This window comes from [Clostridium] celerecrescens 18A (assembly GCF_002797975.1).
Taxonomy (GTDB): domain Bacteria; phylum Bacillota; class Clostridia; order Lachnospirales; family Lachnospiraceae; genus Lacrimispora; species Lacrimispora celerecrescens.
In genome coordinates, this window is record NZ_PGET01000001.1 from 4,171,918 (window position 1) to 4,193,072 (window position 21,155).

A 21,155-nucleotide genomic window follows, 5' to 3' on the forward strand; every position below is an offset into this window, starting at 1 on the left:
TCAGAAAACCTGACGGTTTCCCTTGGAACGTTATAAATTCTTCATGGATGCTGCCAGTAAATCCCGCTCTCTTTTCTGCTTTCTTAAATAGTCTGTTGCCAGGGCGAATAAGAGAAGCCCTCCCTTTGCCACAAACTGCCAGAAGCTGGGGACATTTACCATAGTTAGACCTGTATTAAAGGACTGGATCAGTATGATACCAAGGATGGTTCCTCCCATATTTCCAACTCCGCCGATGAACGATACTCCGCCCAGGATAACCGCCGTAATTGCGTCAAATTCCAGGTTCACATTAGCCGCCGGCTGGCCGGAATTCATACGGGCCGCGAAGATGACTCCGCCGATGGAGCAGAGGATTCCCATCATTACATAGCAGGTGGTAATGATCCGTTTGGGGTTTAATCCTGCTAGTCTGGCAGCTTCCATGCTGCCGCCGATGGCATATACGCTTCTTCCGAATTTCGTTTTGGAAAGAATGATGCCAAAGATAATGATACAGACTACCATGATCCATACGGAAAGGGGAATGTTTAAGATCCTTGCTTTTCCCAGGATTAGAAAGGTCCTGTTGCTGATGGAAACCGGCTTTCCGCCGCATATGATATAGGCAAAGCCTCTGATAATGGACTGGGTCACCAGGGTTGCAATAAAGGCCTCCAGATGAATCCGGTTCACCATAAAGGAATTGAAAAATCCGATGAGGATCCCGCAGCCAATGGTAAGAATCAGCGCAACCCCGAAAGGAACTCCCTTGCCTACTAAAAGAGCCGCCATAACACCGGAAAACGCAGCCACAGAGCCGGGGGACAAGTCATTCTGCCCTGCAATGATTAAATATGTATGGCCCACAGCCACCAGCCCTACAAGGGAAGCTGCCACCAGAATATTAATTAAGTTCGTAACCGAAAGAAAGTTCTTATTCAGAGAGGTAAAAAGCCCAAATACCACCACGATTGCCGCAAGCAGTACGATCTTGTCACCATTTATTTTGATTCTGCTTTTCTTATTTGTTCCCATTATTCCTGTACCTCCCCAATCATACCCAGACTCAGAAGCTTGCTTTCGGTCGCTTCCTCCGCCGCTATTTCTCCTGTGATTCTCAGTGATTTCATGACAATGATCCGGTCCGACAGACCGATCACCTCAGGAAGCTCGGAGGATATCAGAATGATCCCCAGCCCTTCCTTGGCAAACTTACAGATCATATGATAGAATTCTGATTTGGCGCCTACGTCAATTCCCTTGGTTGGCTCATCCAGGATGAGCACCTTTGGATTCGTGCTGATCCAGCGGGCCACAATACATTTCTGTTGGTTTCCGCCGGAAAGCTCCACGATCTTTTTGTCAGGAGACGGAGTCTTGATCTTAAAATCCTGGATTCCCTTTTGTGCCAGCTCCTCTTCCTTCTCCCCGTTTACAAACCCAAGCCTGTTGGAATTGGTATCCAGCATGGCGATGTTCATATTATCGCTGACGCTTAAATTCGAAAGGATCCCCTGAAGCTTCCGGTCCTCCGGAACGAGAACAATCCCATGCTCCATTGCTTCGTGAGGAGAGCGGTTGCGTATTTTCTTCCCTTCCAGATAAATCTCACCGCCTTTTACCTCGTCAGCTCCAATGATGGCTCTCATAAGCTCCGTCCTTCCAGCCCCTACAAGGCCGGAAAAGCCTAACACCTCTCCTTTTCGCAGTACAAAGGAATTCTCTTTCACATAGTCCGAGGATAAGTTTTTCACCTCCAGAAGTACATCTCCAATCACTTTATTCCTGTCTAAGCTTCTATAAATATCTCCCAGGTCACGGCCCACCATCATGAGGATCAACTCCGCTTCCGGCACCGTTCCAGTCTCCACCGTGGCCACGTAGCGTCCGTCTTTAAAAATCGCCACCTTATCCGTAATCCTCCGAAGCTCGTCCATGCGGTGGGATACATAGATGATGATCTTCCCCTCTTCCTTTAACTTCCCGATGATCCTGAATAGAGATTCGATCTCCGAATCCGACAGGGAGGCCGTAGGCTCGTCAAAGCAGATCACCTTTAGATTTTCTCTGGAATAGGCCTTCATAATCTCCACCATCTGCTGATAGGCAATACTTAAATCCTTTACCTTAGTGGCTGGACTGATGGGAAGGCCAAAATCCTCTATGATTTTTGCAGTCATCTCATTCGCCCTGCGGATGTCGATGAATCCCAGCCTGCTCACAGGCATTCTCCCCAGATAAATATTCTCCGCCACGGATAATTCCAATAGGATCTGCCGCTCCTGGTATATGACGGAAATCCCTTCCTCAATGGCCTCATGAGGTGACTGAAAATGCTTTTGGGCTCCATCCAGTAGATATTTTCCTGCGGTAGGCTGGTAATCTCCATTGAGTACCTTTAACAAGGTGGACTTACCAGCCCCGTTTTCCCCTAAAAATGCCAGAACCTCCCCGGAATACGCCTGAAAGGATACCTGGTCCAACGCCTTTACTCCGGGAAAATATTTGGATATATTCTGGAATTCCAATACGCTCCCCATGTCTTACCTCCTCTTTTTTATTCCAGCTTTATGTTTTAATAAGTTCATTATATCATCGAACCAAAATTCATCATTATGTAGGTTTGCTCTATCATTGCGAAAAATTGCTCTCATTTATTACTGACCCTCCTTTCAATCTGACGAAACGGCTTACCTGCGTTCAAAATTTTGCCATCAATCCTCTTTTTTACCACAAATTGCACCGAGGCTCTCTTACCGTATCTGTTCTTACAGCCTGTTAATTATCCGGATCCCATTGCTTTCTCTTGCTCTGTCATTTTGAAAAATTGCTCTCCTGTTTTTTTGCCCTTTCCCTTTCATGGACAAATCTTTATACTGGTTCTATTGGAGGACATGCGTATGAAAATCAAAACCAGAGAATTATGGAATCAGGCGGGAACCGCTTATACGGTTTATGATATGAGCACCAGCCTGGGCATGACGGTTTCCATAACAGCGCTTGGTGCGGCCATTCAACGGATTTCCATAAGAGATGAAAGCGGCAGGGATCAGCCAGTCACCCTGGGCTTTGAGAATATGGAACCATATGAAAGCTGTATCTGCTATGCAGGAGCCACCCTTGGGCCTAATGCCGGAAGAATTGGAGAAGCCTTACTTCCTGTTGGACCACAGATATGCCGGCTTTCAAAAAATGACGGGAAAAACCAGCTCCACGGAGGGTTAAATAACTTATCAGCCAGACTCTGGCAGGTAACTTCTGTGGACTCAGGCCTGGAATCGGCCTCCATCCTATTGACTGCAGTCCAGCCTGACGGCCTGGATGGGTATCCGGGCAACAGGATCTATCACGTCAGATATACCCTGGAAGACACTAACTGGCTTACCATAGAATATACCGCAGTGACGGACGCTCCTACCTATATCAACATGTCCAACCACACCTACTGGAATCTTTCCGGTGATTTTTCTGTCTCCGGATTAGAACAGGAGATCCAGATATTTGCAAATAACGTGTGCATAAATAATAAGGACCATCTGCCGGCCGATATCATTCCCGCCGCGGATACCGTTTTTGATTTCCGGTCCTCCAGGCAGATTCTATCCCTAATCCATTCTGTTAAAAGCCCTGTCTGCAAGGAGCAGCTTTCCATTGAAAAGGGATACAATAACGCCTACATCCTTAATAGAAATCAGTCGTTCCGTCCGCTGCGGTCTGCAAAACGGCATGCAGAGATTAATAAGGCCTGCATCCTGCGGGATCGGAGGACCGGACGAACCATGAAAGTAATGACGGATGCACCCTCCCTGGTTTTGTATTCTGGAGGATTTTTGCCCTATGGAATGACTTTGTGCGGCGGTACACCCTCCTCCGCCTCTTGCGCCATTGCACTGGAGGCACAGGATATTCCTGATGTAATGCATCTGCTGCCCGGCAATTACCGGCTCACTACCCCGGAACAGCCGTTTTTCAGGACCATCCGGTACCATATTTCATAGTTAAAAGCTTCATCCCTCTTGCCATACTCTCTTTGTTTATTATAATATAATTATCCATATAATAGTCAAATACCCGAAAGGAGAATGGCATGGAACTTAAGTGTAGTTGCTGCAATAGATTGTGCACTTCAAAAATCCCTCTTTTTGAGCCCCTTTCTATAGAGGAGCAGAAGGAACTGATATCAAGGGCCCGGCATCTGGATTACAAAAGAGGGGAAACGGTTTTTCATGAGTATGATCCGGCAGATAAAATACTGGTCATTCGTTACGGAAAGGTTAAGATCAGCCGCTATTCCCTGGAAGGAAAAGAATACGTTCTTGATATACTGGCAGAAGGCGATATCTATGGAGAGCAGAACATATTCGGCGGAAAAACCCTTGAAGCAAATGCCATTGCCCTGGGAGAATGCGGAGTATGTCTTATCTCCTTGACGGATATTCAGGAACTTATATTAAAAAAACCTGAAATCGGAGTCAAACTATTGAACGTGGTAGGAAAGAAGCTGTCAATCGCAAATGAGCTGGTGCAGCTATTATCTGTCAACGATGCCAAGGCCCGTATCGCTGGTTTTCTTTTATTCAGAAGCAGCCGGATCAAGGGGGAAACCATCGAATTGACCAGAGACGATATATCCGCTTATATTAATGTCAGAAGAGAAACCATAAGCAGAAAGCTCGGAGAACTCCGCAAAGAGGGCGCCATTGAGTTAGAAGGAAATCGTAAGATCCACGTCAGAAACAAAGATATTTTAAGAGATGTTTTTGAAAATGAAACATAAAAAATAAAAATTATAAAAATAATGATCTAAATCACATTTTTTATTCTCTTTTCCGGATATACTGGCCTTACAAACAAAAACAAATGTTTCTGATAAAACATAGAATTCAGAAAAGAGGAGAAGAACCATGATTACAGGTAAAATGAAAGTAACCGATGTGGTTAAGGCCTATCCGGAAGCAGTTGAGATCTTTAATGATTTTCATATTGATTATTGCTGCGGCGGAAAGGATGTCTTGGAAGAGGCCATACAGAAGCTGGGAATCGAATCAAAGAGCTTTATCGATCTGCTGAATAAAAAAATTGTGAATCAGCCTCAAAAGTCAAATAAGGGACAGGTGCTGGCTGTGGAACGGCTGACGGAAATGGAAGTTCCCGACCTTATTGATTATATTATTGAAACCCATCATTCGAAAGAAAGAATCCTGCTGGCGGAAATCGATGAGCTGATCAACAAGGTCTTACTGGCTCATTACGAACACCATCAAGCACAGCTTGTTCCCTTACACGGGCTATTTTCAGACTTGAGAAAGGAGCTCCAGGAACATTTCGCAAAGGAAGAAAAGCTTATTTTCCCCTATATGAAAAAAAGCTATGCAGGTGATAGGAACGCCGGATATGTGAAGGATTTAGAGGATGAACATGAAGCAGCCGGAACCCTGATAAAAGAAATCACTGCCTGCACCAATGATTTTACCGCGCCGGAAGATGGCTGTGCTTCTTACCGCCTGGCATTTAAAAAGCTTCAGGAGCTGATTAATGATGTGTATATTCACATATTTACTGAAAACTCACTGCTGTTTCCAAAATATGAAGGAGGAAATTGATTATGAAAAAACTTGTGAAAAATAATGTATATTGGGTAGGAATCATGGATTGGGAGCTGGAATCCTTTCATGGAGCGGATTACTCCATTAATCATGGCTCAAGCCAGAACGCCTATTTAATCAGAGAAGAAAAGACAGTACTTATCGACACGGTCTGGAAGCCCCATTCCACGGAATTTATAGATAATCTGGAAAAAGAGATTGATTTAAAGGAAATTGATTTTATTGTTGCCAACCACGGAGAAGTGGATCACAGCGGTTCCCTTCCTGCATTGATGGAGAAGATACCTGGTACACCTATTTACTGTACGGCAAACGGGGTGAAATCACTTACCGGTCAGTATCACCATCCGGAATGGAATTATCAGGTGGTGAAGACCGGGGATTTCATTGACATTGGAAATGGGAAGAAGCTGGTCTTTGTGGAAATGAAAATGCTCCACTGGCCTGACAGCATGGCTACTTACCTGACAGGGGATAATATCCTCTTTTCCAATGACGCTTTTGGCCAGCATTTTGCTGTGGAGGAATTATTTAATGACAAGGCTGACCAGTGCAGGCTTTGGGAGGAGGCTATCAAATATTATGCCAATATTCTGACTCCGTTTTCTCCTCTTGTGAAAAAGAAAATTGAGGAAATACAAGGTTTAAACCTGCCCATCGATATTATTGCTACCAGCCACGGTTCCATCTGGAGGGAGAATCCTTTGCAGATCGTGGAAAAATATTATGAATGGTCACAGAATTATCAGGAGGATCAAATCACCATTGTTTATGATACGATGTGGGATGGGACCAAACAGCTGGCCCACAAGATCAGTGCCGAAATTGCACGGATTTCCCCGGATACCAGGGTGAAGATTTATAATATTTCCAAGGTAAATAAGAACGATATTATGACAGAGGTGTTTAAATCAAAAGCAATTGCACTTGGCTCCCCAACCGTAGGGGGCAGCATCCTTTCTTCTGTGGGCGGATGGCTTGATTTCCTGAAGGAACTTAAGTATAAGGGCAAAAAGGCGGCAGTGTTCGGATGTTATGGCTGGAGCGGAGAGGGAACAAAGGTCCTTCGGGAACGGCTGACTGATGCCGGATTCTCGGTGGTGGATACGGAAGCCAAGTGCCTTTGGAATCCGGAAGAAGAGGACTTTCATAAGGCGGCGGAGGTTGCGAAGGCGCTTTGCCAGTAATGTTTGTTTTAGTGAATATAAAAAGAGGCGGATTCGAAAGAATCCGCCTCTTCACTCTTAATCCAGGATCAGCCTTGCTGCTCCATAAATTCCTGCATCATTTCCCAGCTTCGCCAGGACGATTCCGCTCTTATTTTTAGAAATCGGTGAGTACTTGTCAAAATGTTTATATAGTATATCAATTAAGAAGGATCCGGCTTTTGAAACGCCGCCCCCAATAACAAAGACTTCTGGGTCTGTTACCATGGAAATCTGGGCCAGGGCAAGACCCAGGTAATGGCCCACTACTTCCATAACCTCACAGGCCAGTGCGTCCCCTTCCTTGGCAGCATCCAGCACATCCTTTGCCGTTACGTTGTCTCCATATGTCCTTAAAACGGATGGGGTATCTTTTGCAGCCATTTTTCTCCTGGCTTCTCTTGCTATGCCTGTTGCGCTGGCAATCTGCTCCACGCAGCCTACGCCTCCGCAATTACAGCTTTCTGTTTCATCGTCACGGATATGGACATGACCGATCTCCCCGGCCAGGCCATGCTTTCCGGCAACGATCTTCTGATCGATGATCACGCCGCCGCCTACTCCGGTGCCAAGGGTGACCATAACGATATCATCATAGCCTTTTCCGCCTCCCTGCCACATCTCTCCAAGTGCTGCAACATTGGCATCATTGCCGCTTTTTACTGGGATGCCGTGAAGCATTTCACTCAGTTCTTTTTCTGGATACATATCACGCCAGCCTAAGTTTACGCAGACTTCTACATATCCGCTGGGCATGACTGGGCCTGGGACTCCCATGCCTGCACCTTTTACCTCTTCCAGAGGAATATTTAGCTCTTTAAGGGTTTTAAGTATGGAAGCGGCGGTGTCGCTTAGGATGTGTTTTCCGCCTTCTTCCTGTCTGGTGGGAACTTCCCACTTATGGATGAGCTCTCCTGTTATTTCAAATATTCCGATTTTTACAGATGTACCGCCAACATCTACACCGACACATTTCATTCCCATTTTACATACACTCCTTTTTACTTTCGTAACGTAAGTCCGCAGTGAAGCTGGTAAAACCGCATGTTTTACCAGCTCACGGGCATTCGCCCTATGAAATAGGCCATGAGAAGATTTTCTTATGTGCAGGCACAACGAAAACTTTCTCCTGTCCTATTTCTCACTGCTCATTGTTTAGATGGATTTTGCAGCCTCTGCTACTTTCTCTGCTGTGAATCCGAAATGTTCAAATAAAAGATTTGCAGGACCGCTGGCACCGAAGCCCTTCATGGTCACATACGTTCCATCCAGGCCTACATATTTGCCCCAGCCGAAATCACTTAATGCTTCTACTGCCACTCGCTTGCGGACGGCTTTTGGAAGAACGGATTCCTTATACTCTTCGGTCTGTTCCTCGAACAGATCCATACAAGGCATGGAAACCACACGTACCTTTTTGTCGGCAAGAAGCTTCTTCGCATTGACTGCCAGCTCCACCTCGGAACCGCTTGCAATCAGAATGATCTCAGGTGTGCCTTCACAGTCATCGATTACATAGCCTCCTTTTAAGGCTTCCTTGCTGCTTCCCGGCATAGGTGTTAAGTTCTGTCTTGTAAGAACAAGAGCGGTAGGGGTTTTCTTAGAGGTCAGTGCAGAATACCAGGCTGCTGCTGTCTCTGTCTCATCACAGGGACGGAACACATGGAAATTAGGCATTGCCCTTAACATGGCAAGCTGTTCAATCGGTTCATGGGTTGGTCCATCCTCTCCAACGCCGATGCTGTCATGGGTAAATACAAAGGTCAGCGGAACGCCCATTAACGAGGACAAGCGTGCCATTGGCTTTGTATAATCGCTAAATACGAAAAAGGTTGCTATATAGGTGCGAAGGCCTCCGTGAAGCATCATTCCGTTTCCGATCGCGGTCATGCCAAGCTCTCTTACGCCAAAATGCAGGTTGCGGCCGCCGCCGTTTTCCTTTGAAAAATCACCCATATCGGACATGTTGGTCTTATTGGAAGGAGCAAGGTCTGCAGAACCGCCGATTAAGTTTGGCATATAAGTCTTTAAACGGTTTAAAACCTGTCCGGATAAATTCCTGGTCGCATCTGCCTTTTCAGACCGTTTCCAGAAGTCTCCGCATTTTTCAATGGCCTTTTCTCCTGCATCCGGGTCATGGTATGCATTCCAAAGTTCTTCCATATCAGGATACTCCTGGCAGTATGCTGCAAACATTACATTCCATGCCGCTTCTGTTTCTGCCTTATCCTCTGCGATCTTCTGATAATGGCTGTACACTTCTTCAGGAACATAGAATGGCTCCATGGAAGGCCAGCCTAAGTTTTCCTTCAGAGCTGTCACATTGTCAGCTCCCAGAGGCTCTCCGTGAGCACTGGCTTTTCCCTGCTTAGCAGGACAGCCATAGCCGATCTGGGTCTTGATGGTAATAAAGGAGGGATGTTCCGTATCTGCTTTCGCTTCTTCAAGAGCTCGTCCAATGGCTTCTAGATCGTTTCCATCCTCAACGGTAATGGTCTGGAAATGGAAGGCTTCCATGCGCTTTTTCACATCCTCAGTGAATGCGATGTCCGTGCTCCCTTCAATGGAGATCTGGTTGGAGTCATAAAGAACGATTAATTTTCCCAGGCCAAGGGTACCAGCCAGAGAAAATACCTCAGAGGAAATACCTTCCATCATACATCCATCTCCGCCCAGTACATAGGTGTAATGGTCAACAACCGGATAATTCTCTTTGTTGAATACGGATGACAGATGTTTCTCGGCAATAGCCATACCAACTGCCATACCCATACCTGCACCCAAAGGTCCTGTGGTAGCTTCCACGCCTACGGTATGACCATACTCCGGATGTCCTGGAGTCTTGGAGCCATGCTGGCGGAAATTCATTACATCCTCTTTTGATAAATTCCCATAGCCAAATAAATGGAGCAGGGAATACAAAAGCATGGAACCATGACCTCCGGATAAAATAAAGCGGTCTCTGTTGGCCCAGTCCGGATCTGCCGGATTGTGGTTCATGTGGTTTGCCCATAATTCATACGCTGCTGATGCGCAGCCTAAGGGAAGTCCCGGATGTCCGGAATTGGCTTTTTGGATGGCATCCGCTGATAGGACACGGATTGCATTGACTGACATGGTATCGATGTTGCTCATTGGTATTGTCCTCCTATTTGTAATCTTATTTCTTTCATGTTTTGGGTGCCGGTTACGATCAGAGTATTGGGGAACCTGCCGTTTCGAATCTTAGATATCGGAAAATCAAATGTCCCGGCAAACTTAAGCCTTCCGGACATGTTATAGACTCTGCAAGAATCTTCATTATACAAAATTACATGGTCCCCGTCAATATCCGCATGGGTGTACTGATATTGGAAACCTTTGGAAAATACAAGATTCCCATTGGGCTTGTACACATCCAGCCGGTAGGGATTTTCTCCTTCCGGGTTGTTTACAATAAGCCCAACATATTTTTCCGAATAGAACACACTCCTTATCTCCTCTTCCACAGCTACCTGCCGGATCAGCTCCGGAGAAAGCTCATTCTTAGTGGAATAAAAAGAAACGCTGTTGTCAGCAAAGGCACAGGAGTATGTATCGTCAAGGAACTGGACCTGGGCGACAAGGGAAGAATCATAAGGCTCATCAAAACCGCCCACCAGTCTGTCAGGAACGCTTTTGCCGATTTCCGCAAAATTGTGGAAAGCCACCCTGCCGTTTAACGTTCCGTTTTTCAAATATGCATATGCACCGATCAGCTGGGTGCCATCAGGAGACAGGCTGATATCCACTGGATAACCGGAATCCCCTCCTAAAAGTGCCTTGATCTTTACATCAAGGGCGCTTCCATCCCTCTTAAAGAAATAAATATAATTTGATGTGGAGTCCTCCAGGATCGCGGCCACCACTCCGTAAGAGGACACCGTTGCTTTCACTACAGGAAGCACCGTGGTCGCTATACCAGTATTTCCTGATTTATCAAAGATATAAATGGAATTTCCCTGCTGGTCCGCAATAGCTGCATAATTCCCATTTACACATGCCCTGGGAGATTTCATTTCATAGCTTTGTATCCAGACCTCTTTCCCCTGGGAATCCAGATAGGAGGCACCGTCCTTGCTGTATTTTAACACATTGGAACCAAAGCTAAGATATCCCACATAGCTTCCCTCATTCATATCTTTACTCCAGGATACGCCATATTGGGTATACTGATAATGGGTAAAATATTCATAAACACCTATGGCTCCTGTTATAAGCACCAAAAACAGCACCAGCGCAATTCTGATCCTTCTTTTTTTCACCCTGGCGAGGGCTTTTTTTATGATCTCCTGGCTGTCTGCACCCTCCTGAGGAGAAGATGAAACAATCTGCCGCCGAAGCTGGTTTTTTTTAATCTCTCGATTCATAGAGTTCCTGTCAATCATGCTCTTTTCTCCCAAAAATGCCCATATATACTGGTAGTATACATCATTTCAGGAATAAACGCATTATATTTTTCTATGGAAGAAGTAATTTCTGGCCGGCTACAATCTTATTTTCATCATCCAGCCCGTTAAGCTCACAGATTTCTTTTAATTTATTTACCGTATGGTATTCGGCGATACAGATGCCGTAAAGGGTTTCTCCCTCTTGTACTACATGAACCCGCGGAGTGGCCTTTGCAGACGCCTCTGTTTCCTGAACGGCTGGCTGAGTTGCTGCCTGTGTCGCCGCCTGTGTCGCCGCCGGAGTCTCCTGGGGCATTGTTTCCGCTGCTTTGCTCTCCGCCATGGTCTCCGCCTGGGATTGTTCCGGCATTGTTTCAGACATGGTCTCCTTACTTACTGCAGTGGTAGGATAAACGCCTCCCTCAGCCTCTTCCACGACTACCTTGGATTCGCCGTTACTTCCTTTTTCCGTGCCTTTTTTCCCAATTAAAATCTGTTCCGCCTTTGCCGGGATGGCCGATGCGATCACACTTTCCATACTCCGCATCCGTTCATAGTTGTTAAACATAACAATTCCGCCAGCTAATATGACGATTGACATGGCCATACACATGCCCCGGAGAAGCCCTACCGTCTGATGCCGGTCCGTAACTTCCACCTTATGCTCGTCCATCCGCTTGCGGAATTCTTCGATTACCTTATCATTTGTATCGGTTTCGATACGTTTTACATCCTTTCGCAGCACCATATAGTCCTGCATCATCTGATTACGCTCATAATAAATGCTGTATCCTTTAAGCCTGTAAAATCCGTCCTCCGAAGTTATGTAAACTGTTTCGTCGCCCTCAGCTCCACTGCTTAAATACATCAGCCTGTTGGGTCCCCCAAAATATTGAATATGCTGTTTCCAATAATTGATAGGACTTAGATCATCTCCCGGCCTGCCGCACAAAAACCAGCCCTGTATGGACCGCTTTGGAAAAAGCTGCTCCATATTCCGATAGGCCCTTTTCCAGGACAGCTCTGAAAACACTACCCGGCCTCCGGCCTCCGTCACATCCTCCATTTCCAAAGCTCCGTCAATGAAGATATATGGCGTTCCGTCATTAAATTCCATGCCGCCTAACAGAAGACCAACCCGGAGTTCTTGTCCACCCGCAGGATACAGACGTTTCAAATACGTATTTACATAATCTTCCATATACAATTTTACAATCTGATCCCTTTCCCCGATCTGCCTTATATTCTTCGGCAGCTTCGGGAACGGATTATATAATTCACCCATTGGCTCACCTCGCTATTCTTTTTAATCCAATGAATCATAGCATGTAATGGGTGAAAATCGTGTCAAAGCAGGGCAGTGTTTTCCCATAACTTTTCGACAAGATAAATACTATAGCTGATGCAGTCAGCCATGCGCATAACAACGGAAAGCCGGATGCTCTGCAGCATCAGAGGGTCATAATTTCCACAGCTCCCTACGATCCCGGTAATAAAAATATCTCCTACGGCACGAAGCTCCTTGCTGACACCAAGGCCTGGCTTTAACGCTCCTTTTCCCAGTGTTACATAGCCGATATGCTCCATACTCCCGACAGAAGCATCCACTGCCACCACTACATGATTCGGATAACGAAGCTTTAAAATGGTCTGGTAAGTATCCAGATTCATGGCATGGACCGGACGTTCCAGTGTTCCCAGAATTTCTAAATATTCCAGCTCCTTTTCCTTCAGCTTATAGCCAATGAGCGGTCCAAGACTGTCTCCCGTAGAGCGGTCGGTTCCAATGCACAAAAACAGCACTCCTGCCACCTTTCCGTTTTCCTGCTCCATTCGTATCATGTCGTAAAGCCTGGAAGCAAACTCCTCTGCCTGGAATACCTGCTTTGTATCATAATAAAAAACGTCCCGGTTTCCGCGGATCGCAATTCTTTCCCATAATTTCATAATATCCTGCCTTGCTGTCCATATTTTCTCTGTTCTATTATAAGCCGCCATTTATGGAATTATTCATTTACAGGGACATGAAATATCATTAGAAAATTGCCTTCATGAAGGGGATTATATTAAAAAAGGTGCAGGAAAAAGGCAAACAAACACTTTTATCCTGCACCTTGATTTTATTCTTTAAGACTCTTATAAAGAGTTTTTGCTTCACTGATGGAGGAAGCCTTGCCCATCCGGATTATATCTGCCAGTTCATCAAGCCTATCCGGAACCATAAATTCTTTTCCAATATAAGACGCATAGTTATCATTGATAAACAGGGTCTGCTCCTTTACCCTGATTTCCGCCTCACTGGCATTAGCTGCTGCCGCTTCATATTCTTCCTCAAGCTTTGCAATCTTTTCCCTGCTGTTGCCGGCAATCTCATCGGACAGGATGGTCTTTGTCACTTTATCAAAGGTATTTAAGGCTTCCCGCTTCTTATCGGCAATATTGGATAAGTCCTGATCGATCCGTGCGATCTCATCATCGTATTTCTCCAGATTGTATACAGCTTCATCACGGTCTCTTTTTATGGAGTGGACGATAACCTTGATCTTTCGTTTGTTGGACTTCATAAGGTCTCTGATGGACCTTCCTTTTCTTAATGCGCTCTGATGCCTTACCTTGGTAAGATTATTGATGAGGATGTAAATGCCCCCAAAAAACAAGATGGCCGCAAAGTAAATCCCCATGAGATAAAAAGGAGATTTCTCCGGAAGCAGCAGATAGATCCCGCAGGGGATTGCAAGAAAGAACAAGAAAATATTTAAAAGCAGCACAAGGAACTCAGAAAATCCCCTGGGAAGATACAGAGCATAATACCAGCCGCTTTTACAAAGACCTGGAACCCGGTCCTGCTGGAAAACTGACTTCATCTGCAGCATTAGCTCCCGGTTGTTTGCCTTAAGCTCTGCCGTTTCCTCTTGGATCCGTTCCCTGACTCCCTGGGTTTTCGCCTTCTCCCGCTTACCTCTCATCCGTTTTAAGCGGTCCTGTTCCCTGGCTATTTCCTTGTCATAGGTGTCGTTAATTTCCTCGATCCGTTTCTTAACCGTAAGGCTGATGGTATCTGTCACAGCCTTCCTTTCTGCATCCAGTTCCTTCTCCAGACGTTTCTCCTCCAGCCGGAACTTTTCCAATAAACTCCTGCTTGCAGATAGCTCCTGAACGGCCCTGCAGGCCTCTCCAAGAAAACCAACCTGATCTGTTATGGGTTGCGCCATCTTAAGTCTTCCTCCTTCGGTTTTTCCTACAAAGATTCTATCATATTTTTCATTGTTTTACAATGTCCGCCAATTTCCTTCTTGCCTTTTTCTGTGCAATAATGCTATAATCGTTGCATTATAAAAGCAACTGATGGCATCCCCTTATTTTAGAAAGGAAAATTCGTTTATGTTTCGCATGTGGGCAAAAATAATGAAAGATACCAGGATCATGAAAGACACCGTCATCTGCATCTCCGACTACAGCCTTTCCAGAACTACTATGGTCTTTCAGGCGCTTGACGACATCTGCCTCCAGTTCGATCTTGGAAAGCCTATGTGGCTTGATGCTACCATCCATGAATTTCAAAAACATTCCAAGGCCCGGTTTACCCAGGATAATTTTATAGAGCACATTGATTTTGATTTTCTTGAAATTCAGGTCATAGAAGAATAAGTGAAAGAAGTGTTTGTACACCATATGGCATAGTCAGTTTTGACTATGCCGGTTTTGTATAGTTTTTAGCAAAGGTTACGAGCAGATTGATTCTGTCATTCTGCATGGTTCTTCTCCTATCCTGGCTAAGTTTAGTTTGTATTCTTCAATGCCGCTATATTGCGGATTCCGTAAAGAACAAGAGAAACAAACATCATAATGATGCAAATTGCTATAAGCATATCCGATAATATCCCGGGAATGTCATTCCATATCACATGAAGGATCATCATGGCATAAAGCAGAATAGTGGCTGCTTTTCCATGCCAATTGGCCCCAAAAACCTGCCCCGTATTCCGGATCACCAAAAAGCCTGTGATTGCTGCAAATATCTCTTTCAGAATCAGAAGAACAAGCGGCGCCATCATAAAGGGGAAGCGGGTGACAAGGCAAAAGAGCATCGCCCCCTGGGTCAGCTTATCAGCTATTGGGTCTAATACCTTACCCAAATTGCTGATCATTTGAAAACGTCTTGCAATAAAACCATCCACAACATCTGTCAGGCCAGACAGAATCAGAAGGCTTCCTGTCCATAAATAATCCTGCTTCACGTAGTATAGCCAGACAAGAAGCGGTATCATGCATATGCGCAAGACGGAAAGCATATTGGGGATTGTCAGGATCCTGTTTTGGGGTTCTCGATTCATAATTCTCCTTTCTGCTTTGTTTCATTACTCCATATTTATTTCTTCACGCAAAAGGGTGATGTACTTCCCCATCAATGCGATGAATGTCTTAAGCTCCTCCTCCGTCATCTTTTCAATGGCTCTCGTTTCCGCTTCATATATATGCAGTACCTTATTTTCACCAAACGCTTTTCCTGCTTCGGAAAGACGGATGATTTTCCGGTTGCGTGTTCCAGGAACTGTTTCCAGAAATACATAGCCTTTTTTTGTTAGATTTGCAATTACGGAGTTGACAGTCTGTTTCGGCAAAGACCATATATCACAGATGTTTTGCTGGGAATACTCACCTCCCAAAACCAGAAGGGCATACCATACCCAAAGTTCACTGTCAGAAATTCCGTATTTTAAAGCAGCATTGCGATAGATGGCTGTAAGTTCCTTTTCCTGTTGGTTTAAAATTCCTTGTTGCTTTTTGATCTGTTCATTCATTCCAGAATCTCCTCTATCATAAAGTATCCGATATCGGACACTTAAAGATTAGTCTGAAATCAGATCCTTGTCAAGCAGATTTAATAAATTCCCAAAAAATGCTGTTCCTTTCGCACAATCACGAAGAAACAGCATCTTGAAAGAGCTGGCAGCCTTTAATTCTAACCTTTCCATTTACTGACACTTCCCCGAACCATCAATTTTGTTGGTAAGGAAATATGCATACTGATCTCACGGCCGGAATATATCCGTTCCGCCAGTATACTTACTGCCTGAGAACCCATAAAATCCATATAAATGTGAACGGTCGTAAGAGGAGGAATCAAATATTTAGCAATGGAAATATCATTAAATCCAATCACACTGATATCCTCAGGAATACAAAGCCCTGCCTCCTGTATGGCTTTATAGCAACCAACGGCTAAAGAATCGTTTGCTGTAAAGATAGCGCTTGGCCTGTCTTCCATAGCCAAAAGTTCCTTTCCAAGCCTATATCCATGCTTGGGGGTATAGCCGCCTATTTTAATATATTCCTCATTTAAAATCCCTCTCTCTTCCATGAAAGAACGATAAATAGGAACTCTTAAATCCACCACTTCTTTCCCATCCACATCCACATCACGGCCTCCAATAAATGCGATCTTTTTGTGGCCTTCCTGTAAAAAATAACTGAGCACCTTCTTTACAGAGTGTCTTAAATCTGTTACCACGGAATCAAACAAATCAAGGTCACCCAATGCATCCACAAAAACAGCCGGCTTATGAAAGGATTTCACCTTGTTTACCATGGATTCACTAAAGGTCCCAAGGCAGATCAATCCGTCCAGATTCGATGTGCTTTCCACAGAATCCCCTAAATTGACCGGAAACTTTTTAAACCCTTCCTCTTCTAATTTCCTCTCTATTGCAATGCGTACAGATAGATAAAAGGTATCTTCTAATTCTTCTTCCAGGGAATAGGACGATATCATGCCAAGCTTTAATTTCTTTTTATACTTCTTCTTGTCCCGCATCTGATATTCTAATCGTTCTGCGGCCTCAAACACCCTTTGTTTCGTCTCGTCCTGTACATTTAACGTGTCATCAAAATTAAGGACACGAGATACGGTTGCAGCAGAAACACCTGCCATTTCAGCTATTTCTTTAATTGTTGCCACTATTTTTTCCTTCCTCGCTTCTTATATTGTCCTCATTTTATCATATCTGAATTTGTGCCGCAACTATCATCATACGTCTGTCACAATATCAGATTTGTTATAGTCCGGCCTTGTTTCCATCAAGACTCTACGATTCTCAGCAGATCGGAGAATGTGTTTAATTGATAGGTTGCTATATTGCAGGAGATCCCATCTCCAATTGCCCCGCAGTCCATATTTCCAGCTTTGGCCGCCTCTAATCCGGCTTTGGCATCTTCTACCACAAGGCAGTCTTTCGGGTCCTCTGAAAGGAACCTGGCTGCTTTTAGAAACACTTCCGGGTCAGGCTTGGAATTAGTAATATTATTTCCGTCAGAAATAGCATCAAAATTCCCATAAAGGCCAAGACGCTCTAAGATAAATCCTGCATTCTTACTGGAAGAGCCAATGCCAAGCTTCAGCCCTTTTAAGCGGAGGGCATCCAGTGTTGCCTTTACTTCGCCGGATAGATCCTTCGGGCTCATATGCTTCAATAATTCCTTATAGATTTCATTTTTCTTTTCTGCCAGAAACGTCTTTTCTTCCTGGTTTAAGTTCCCGTGATAATTCTCTAAAATGATCTCAAGACTTTCCATGCGGCTAATTCCCCGCAACCGGTTATTGATTTCTTCATCAAAATAAACGTCAAGTTCATCTGCGACCTGCTTCCATGCCTGATAATGGTATCTGTCCGTATGACAGATCACCCCATCCAAATCAAAAATAACTGCTTTATATTTCATAAGGAATTCCTCCTATTCTACTTGTCCGGCTTCTGAAAGATTTGATATTACAACTGCTCCCAAGATGATCAAGCTGCCCGCCAACATACGGGGAGTGACAATTTCCCCAAGAATCATAATAGAAAACAGTGTTCCAAATACGGATTCCAGGGACAGAATAATAGCCGCTTTTGTTTCATCTACATATTTCTGGCTTGTGGTCTGAAGCAGGTAGCATACCGTTGTGCTGATCACTCCTAAATAAAGAACGCTTAATATTCCTTTCCCAGTCACGTGAAATTGTGTCTCTCCAAAAGCCATTAAGCTGATGATAGATAAAAAGAATGCGGTTATCATCTGAATAAAGTTCAATACAGTCGCTCGGTATTTCTTTACAAATTCACTTGTAAGGAATATTTGAAATGCAAACCCAACAGCGCAAATAAGAGTCAGTCCGTCCCCAATACCTAATGAAAAATTTCGGTCTAATGACAGAAGGGCCACACCTGCTATGGACATCACTGCCCCGGCAATCCCTCTTGCTCCTATCTTCTTTCTTAAGATAAGAAATGAAATAAACGGAACAATCACCACATTTAAAGCTGTTAAAAAAGCATTTTTAGAGGGTGTGGTGTATTGAAGCCCCACAATCTGAAATGCAAATCCGGCAAAGAGGGCGAGTCCCATGAGCCCCCCTGCCTTTACTTCTGATTTTGTGATTCCTTTTAAGGAACGGATGCTGATCAGCCCCATTAAAATAGTTCCTAATAGAAACCGGACCGCCATAATCTGAAATGGTCTCATACTCTCCAGAGCCATGTCGCTGGCAACAAAGCCGCCGCCCCATATGATGGTTACTAAGATAAGCCCCCCGATAGCAAGCCTCTTTTTCATGAACATATCCTCTCTATTCCCTGGATGCCTTTATGATCTGCCCATTCACCTTCACTTCCAGGGTTTCCCCGTCCAGTACCTTCACTAAGACGCTGTTATCCCTGCTGATGGTGATCTTTAACCAGGAATTCAGGTAGTGGAGGCTAAAGTCCAGTCCCTCCCATTCCTTTGGCATGTGAGGGCAAACAGTCAGCATACCGTCTTCCCCAATGGAAACTCCGGCAAATCCAAATACCACGGTCTGCCATACTCCTCCGGTATTGGCAGCGTGAATCCCTTCCCTTGTGTTTTTCTGTAAGTTCAGCAAATCCAGGAAAGCGGCTCTTTTCAGATACCGGTACGCCTTGGAATCGTCTCCTACCTTTAATCCCATAACAGAGTAAATGCTTGGGCTTAAAGAAGATCCATGCAGGGTACGTTTCTCATAATACTCGTAATTTTGACTTATCTCATCTTCTGAAAATTCTTCACCCATTAAGTGAAGAAGCATGACCACATCCGCCTGCTTAATTATCTGTGTCTGTCTTGCCTTCTTGGTCTTTAGGGCTTCCGGACGAATAGGCCAGTCATTTTCGTCGTATTTTTCAATTACCACATCATCCAGCTTAAAGTAACCTTCAAACTGCTCTAAAAGGCTCGTGCCTTCTTTTCTCGGTAGGTACATCTTATCCTGAACGATCTCCCAATATTTGATTTCTCCGTCCGTTAACCCTGTTTTCCGGATTATCCTATCATATTCTTTGGCGTGCTCCTTCTTAAGGGTATCAATTAAGGTAATCACATAGCGCAGATTCCATTTCGCTAAATAATTGGTATAGAGATTGTTATTTACCGGTTCATGCCATTCATCAGGACCGGTTACCTGGTTAATCTCATAGCGGTCCTTTTCTGCGATATACTCACACCGGCTGGCCCAAAACCTTGCTGTTTCTGTTAAAATCTCCATTCCCTGATTCAGTAAAAAATCTTTGTCTCTGGTTATTTTCACATAATTATAAATGCCATAAGCAACTGCTGCCGACACGTGATGCTCATAAACAGCTACATAACAGCGGTAACAGGAACCATCCGGCTCAATGGTCCAATCAGGGCACTGCTCTGTGCCGTCATCTGCAGATTCCCATGGATATTGCGCTCCTTTATAGCCGTTTTTCCTGGCATTTTTCCTTGCTGCTTCCAGCAGATGATACCGGTAGGATTCCAGATTTCTTGCCGTTTCAGGGAAAATGTATGCAAAAAAGGGAAGCATGAAAATTTCCGTATCCCAAAAGGCATGGCCGCCGTATTCTTCGCCGGAAAGGAGCTTTGCGCCCACATTGACTGTTGCATCTCTCTCATTGCCCGTGCTCATTAAATGGAAAATATTAAAACGGACTGCCCGGTCCAGCTCAAAGTCACCTGCTATACGGATATCCGCGGATTTCCACATCTCCTCATATACCGCCCTATGGGCTGCAAGCTCTTCTTCAAAACCTGTTTCCAAAAACCCATCTATTTCATCTTTTACCAACCCATGAAGTGCATATCTGGCTGCATCTCGTTCTGTATACATGGATACATATTTTATGATTTCTATGGTTTCCCCTTCCACAGCATCAAAATCACCAAACTCCACCCCTTGTTCCCCAAAGGCGTGGAACATTCGGTTTTTCAGTATTCCCCTGTTATTTTTATAGGCTTCGATGCGGCATCCGGATCCTATATGAAGGTGATTGTCCCTGGTCGCAACTTCCATATAAATACCGTCTTTATCCAGCGCTTCATTTGCTGTCATATATGTATGTTTTACTTTAAAGCGAGGGGCATCATAGAAGTTAATAATCGTACCGTCAATGATATTTTCCACTTCTATGATTCCGCTGTAATTTAACGGTGTGACATATAGTTTAATTCCCATGCGATGTACATTGGCACGGCTCACAAACCGGATTCCTTCCACCAGGGTTTCTCTTCCCTTTTTATCCCGCAATATATAACTTTTTGCAAGAAGGGCCTGTTTCATATCAAGGACTCTGGTAAAATTAAGAATCTGGCAGTTTTCTATTCCAATCAGCTCTTTTTCAATGGTAAGCTTTATCCCAAGCCAATTGGGAAGAGCAGCAAGCTCCCTCATAAAGGTTTCTGACTTATCAAATACACCATTAATATATAAATAGGGGAGGGTTATTTTCCCGCCTTCTTCATAACTTCCCCTGATTCCCAGATAACCATTGGATAAACTGAATAAACTTTCATATTTCAGATTATCTTCCGGTTCATATTCCGGCTGAAGAATCAGCCAGTCATCGGAGCTTAATATCTCTTTTAATTTCTCTGAAAATCTCTCTTTTATCATTCTTCGGCTGCTCCTTTATTTCTTT

At 44.5% G+C, this 21,155-nt stretch carries 20 protein-coding genes; 5 read left to right on the forward strand and 15 right to left on the reverse strand.

The features are described 5' to 3' along the window. Positions 1-30: 30 nt before the first annotated feature. Both H171_RS18965 and H171_RS18970 read right to left on the reverse strand, forming a co-directional pair. Positions 31-1,017, reverse strand: a complete 987-nt coding sequence (locus H171_RS18965; protein ID WP_100306521.1) for an ABC transporter permease — start codon at positions 1,015-1,017, stop codon at positions 31-33. Next, a complete protein-coding gene (locus H171_RS18970) occupies positions 1,017-2,522 on the reverse strand; it encodes a sugar ABC transporter ATP-binding protein (protein ID WP_100306522.1) in 1,506 nt (501 codons plus the stop codon). The genes H171_RS18965 and H171_RS18970 overlap by 1 nt, the downstream gene beginning before the upstream one ends. Positions 2,523-2,882: 360 nt before the next feature. Between H171_RS18970 and H171_RS18975 the strand changes: the two genes are divergently transcribed. The 4 genes from H171_RS18975 to H171_RS18990 all read left to right on the forward strand — a co-directional run bounded on the left by H171_RS18975 (position 2,883) and on the right by H171_RS18990 (position 6,775). Continuing rightward, positions 2,883-3,980, forward strand: coding sequence for an aldose epimerase family protein (locus tag H171_RS18975; protein ID WP_100306523.1), 1,098 nt, complete (start codon positions 2,883-2,885; stop codon positions 3,978-3,980). Positions 3,981-4,069: 89 nt separating this feature from the next. Then, positions 4,070-4,759 (forward strand): Crp/Fnr family transcriptional regulator, encoded by a 690-nt coding sequence (locus H171_RS18980; protein WP_100306524.1) that lies wholly within the window; start codon positions 4,070-4,072, stop codon positions 4,757-4,759. Positions 4,760-4,886: 127 nt separating this feature from the next. Beyond that, on the forward strand, positions 4,887-5,585 hold the full coding sequence (locus tag H171_RS18985) for a DUF542 domain-containing protein (protein WP_100306525.1): 699 nt from the start codon (positions 4,887-4,889) through the stop codon (positions 5,583-5,585). Between the two features lie 2 nt (positions 5,586-5,587). Beyond that, positions 5,588-6,775 (forward strand): oxygen-binding di-iron domain-containing protein, encoded by a 1,188-nt coding sequence (locus H171_RS18990; protein WP_100306526.1) that lies wholly within the window; start codon positions 5,588-5,590, stop codon positions 6,773-6,775. Positions 6,776-6,832: 57 nt separating this feature from the next. Here the strand turns inward: H171_RS18990 and H171_RS18995 are convergent, their stop codons facing one another. From H171_RS18995 to H171_RS19020, 6 genes are all read right to left on the reverse strand, one after another. Next, positions 6,833-7,777 carry an ROK family glucokinase gene (locus H171_RS18995; RefSeq protein WP_100306527.1) on the reverse strand — a complete coding sequence of 315 codons (945 nt, stop codon included), beginning with the start codon at positions 7,775-7,777 and terminating at the stop codon, positions 6,833-6,835. 171 nt (positions 7,778-7,948) lie between these two features. Continuing rightward, positions 7,949-9,928 (reverse strand): transketolase, encoded by a 1,980-nt coding sequence (tkt, locus tag H171_RS19000; RefSeq protein WP_100306528.1) that lies wholly within the window; start codon positions 9,926-9,928, stop codon positions 7,949-7,951. After that, positions 9,925-11,199, reverse strand: coding sequence for a DUF5711 family protein (locus H171_RS19005; RefSeq protein ID WP_100306529.1), 1,275 nt, complete (start codon positions 11,197-11,199; stop codon positions 9,925-9,927). Before H171_RS19005 ends, tkt begins: the two co-directional genes overlap by 4 nt. 73 nt (positions 11,200-11,272) lie before the next feature. After that, positions 11,273-12,487 (reverse strand): LysM peptidoglycan-binding domain-containing protein, encoded by a 1,215-nt coding sequence (locus tag H171_RS19010; protein ID WP_100306530.1) that lies wholly within the window; start codon positions 12,485-12,487, stop codon positions 11,273-11,275. 62 nt (positions 12,488-12,549) lie between these two features. Further along, on the reverse strand, positions 12,550-13,149 hold the full coding sequence (gene yyaC, locus H171_RS19015; protein ID WP_100306531.1) for a spore protease YyaC: 600 nt from the start codon (positions 13,147-13,149) through the stop codon (positions 12,550-12,552). Between the two features lie 173 nt (positions 13,150-13,322). Further along, complete coding sequence (locus H171_RS19020; RefSeq protein ID WP_100306532.1) at positions 13,323-14,414, reverse strand: hypothetical protein; 1,092 nt, start codon at positions 14,412-14,414, stop codon at positions 13,323-13,325. A gap of 169 nt (positions 14,415-14,583) precedes the next feature. Between H171_RS19020 and H171_RS19025 the strand changes: the two genes are divergently transcribed. After that, positions 14,584-14,850, forward strand: coding sequence for a hypothetical protein (locus H171_RS19025; protein ID WP_100306533.1), 267 nt, complete (start codon positions 14,584-14,586; stop codon positions 14,848-14,850). A 131-nt stretch (positions 14,851-14,981) separates the two neighbouring features. Here H171_RS19025 and H171_RS19030 read toward each other — a convergent pair whose 3' ends face one another. The 7 genes from H171_RS19030 to H171_RS19055 all read right to left on the reverse strand — a co-directional run bounded on the left by H171_RS19030 (position 14,982) and on the right by H171_RS19055 (position 21,130). Beyond that, complete coding sequence (locus H171_RS19030; protein ID WP_100306534.1) at positions 14,982-15,536, reverse strand: CDP-alcohol phosphatidyltransferase family protein; 555 nt, start codon at positions 15,534-15,536, stop codon at positions 14,982-14,984. 24 nt (positions 15,537-15,560) lie between these two features. Further along, positions 15,561-16,004, reverse strand: coding sequence for a MarR family winged helix-turn-helix transcriptional regulator (locus H171_RS19035; protein ID WP_100306535.1), 444 nt, complete (start codon positions 16,002-16,004; stop codon positions 15,561-15,563). A gap of 48 nt (positions 16,005-16,052) precedes the next feature. Beyond that, positions 16,053-16,178: a hypothetical protein gene (locus H171_RS24750; RefSeq protein ID WP_278283107.1), complete on the reverse strand. Its 126-nt coding sequence runs from the start codon at positions 16,176-16,178 to the stop codon at positions 16,053-16,055. Then, the gene (locus H171_RS19040) at positions 16,166-17,161 is read right to left on the reverse strand and encodes a LacI family DNA-binding transcriptional regulator (RefSeq protein WP_100306536.1); all 996 of its coding nucleotides are present in this window, start codon (positions 17,159-17,161) and stop codon (positions 16,166-16,168) included. Before H171_RS19040 ends, H171_RS24750 begins: the two co-directional genes overlap by 13 nt. A 119-nt stretch (positions 17,162-17,280) precedes the next feature. After that, positions 17,281-17,922, reverse strand: a complete 642-nt coding sequence (pgmB, locus tag H171_RS19045; RefSeq protein ID WP_100306537.1) for a beta-phosphoglucomutase — start codon at positions 17,920-17,922, stop codon at positions 17,281-17,283. Between the two features lie 12 nt (positions 17,923-17,934). After that, positions 17,935-18,795: a DMT family transporter gene (locus H171_RS19050; protein ID WP_100306538.1), complete on the reverse strand. Its 861-nt coding sequence runs from the start codon at positions 18,793-18,795 to the stop codon at positions 17,935-17,937. Positions 18,796-18,808: 13 nt separating this feature from the next. After that, a complete protein-coding gene (locus H171_RS19055; RefSeq protein ID WP_100306539.1) occupies positions 18,809-21,130 on the reverse strand; it encodes a glycoside hydrolase family 65 protein in 2,322 nt (773 codons plus the stop codon). Between the last annotated feature and the right edge of the window lie 25 nt (positions 21,131-21,155).

Excerpts from the sequence above, each read along its gene's own strand:
- H171_RS18965 (WP_100306521.1), bottom strand. The coding sequence starts at position 1,017 with ATGGGAACAAATAAGAAAAGCAGAATCAAAATAAATGGTGACAAGATC.
- H171_RS18970 (WP_100306522.1), bottom strand. The coding sequence starts at position 2,522 with ATGGGGAGCGTATTGGAATTCCAGAATATATCCAAATATTTTCCCGGA.
- H171_RS18975 (WP_100306523.1), top strand. The coding sequence starts at position 2,883 with ATGAAAATCAAAACCAGAGAATTATGGAATCAGGCGGGAACCGCTTAT.
- H171_RS18980 (WP_100306524.1), top strand. The coding sequence starts at position 4,070 with ATGGAACTTAAGTGTAGTTGCTGCAATAGATTGTGCACTTCAAAAATC.
- H171_RS18985 (WP_100306525.1), top strand. The coding sequence starts at position 4,887 with ATGATTACAGGTAAAATGAAAGTAACCGATGTGGTTAAGGCCTATCCG.
- H171_RS18990 (WP_100306526.1), top strand. The coding sequence starts at position 5,588 with ATGAAAAAACTTGTGAAAAATAATGTATATTGGGTAGGAATCATGGAT.
- H171_RS18995 (WP_100306527.1), bottom strand. The coding sequence starts at position 7,777 with ATGGGAATGAAATGTGTCGGTGTAGATGTTGGCGGTACATCTGTAAAA.
- tkt (WP_100306528.1), bottom strand. The coding sequence starts at position 9,928 with ATGAGCAACATCGATACCATGTCAGTCAATGCAATCCGTGTCCTATCA.
- H171_RS19005 (WP_100306529.1), bottom strand. The coding sequence starts at position 11,199 with ATGATTGACAGGAACTCTATGAATCGAGAGATTAAAAAAAACCAGCTT.
- H171_RS19010 (WP_100306530.1), bottom strand. The coding sequence starts at position 12,487 with ATGGGTGAATTATATAATCCGTTCCCGAAGCTGCCGAAGAATATAAGG.
- yyaC (WP_100306531.1), bottom strand. The coding sequence starts at position 13,149 with ATGAAATTATGGGAAAGAATTGCGATCCGCGGAAACCGGGACGTTTTT.
- H171_RS19020 (WP_100306532.1), bottom strand. The coding sequence starts at position 14,414 with ATGGCGCAACCCATAACAGATCAGGTTGGTTTTCTTGGAGAGGCCTGC.
- H171_RS19025 (WP_100306533.1), top strand. The coding sequence starts at position 14,584 with ATGTTTCGCATGTGGGCAAAAATAATGAAAGATACCAGGATCATGAAA.
- H171_RS19030 (WP_100306534.1), bottom strand. The coding sequence starts at position 15,536 with ATGAATCGAGAACCCCAAAACAGGATCCTGACAATCCCCAATATGCTT.
- H171_RS19035 (WP_100306535.1), bottom strand. The coding sequence starts at position 16,004 with ATGAATGAACAGATCAAAAAGCAACAAGGAATTTTAAACCAACAGGAA.
- H171_RS24750 (WP_278283107.1), bottom strand. The coding sequence starts at position 16,178 with ATGGAAAGGTTAGAATTAAAGGCTGCCAGCTCTTTCAAGATGCTGTTT.
- pgmB (WP_100306537.1), bottom strand. The coding sequence starts at position 17,922 with ATGAAATATAAAGCAGTTATTTTTGATTTGGATGGGGTGATCTGTCAT.
- H171_RS19050 (WP_100306538.1), bottom strand. The coding sequence starts at position 18,795 with ATGAAAAAGAGGCTTGCTATCGGGGGGCTTATCTTAGTAACCATCATA.
- H171_RS19055 (WP_100306539.1), bottom strand. The coding sequence starts at position 21,130 with ATGATAAAAGAGAGATTTTCAGAGAAATTAAAAGAGATATTAAGCTCC.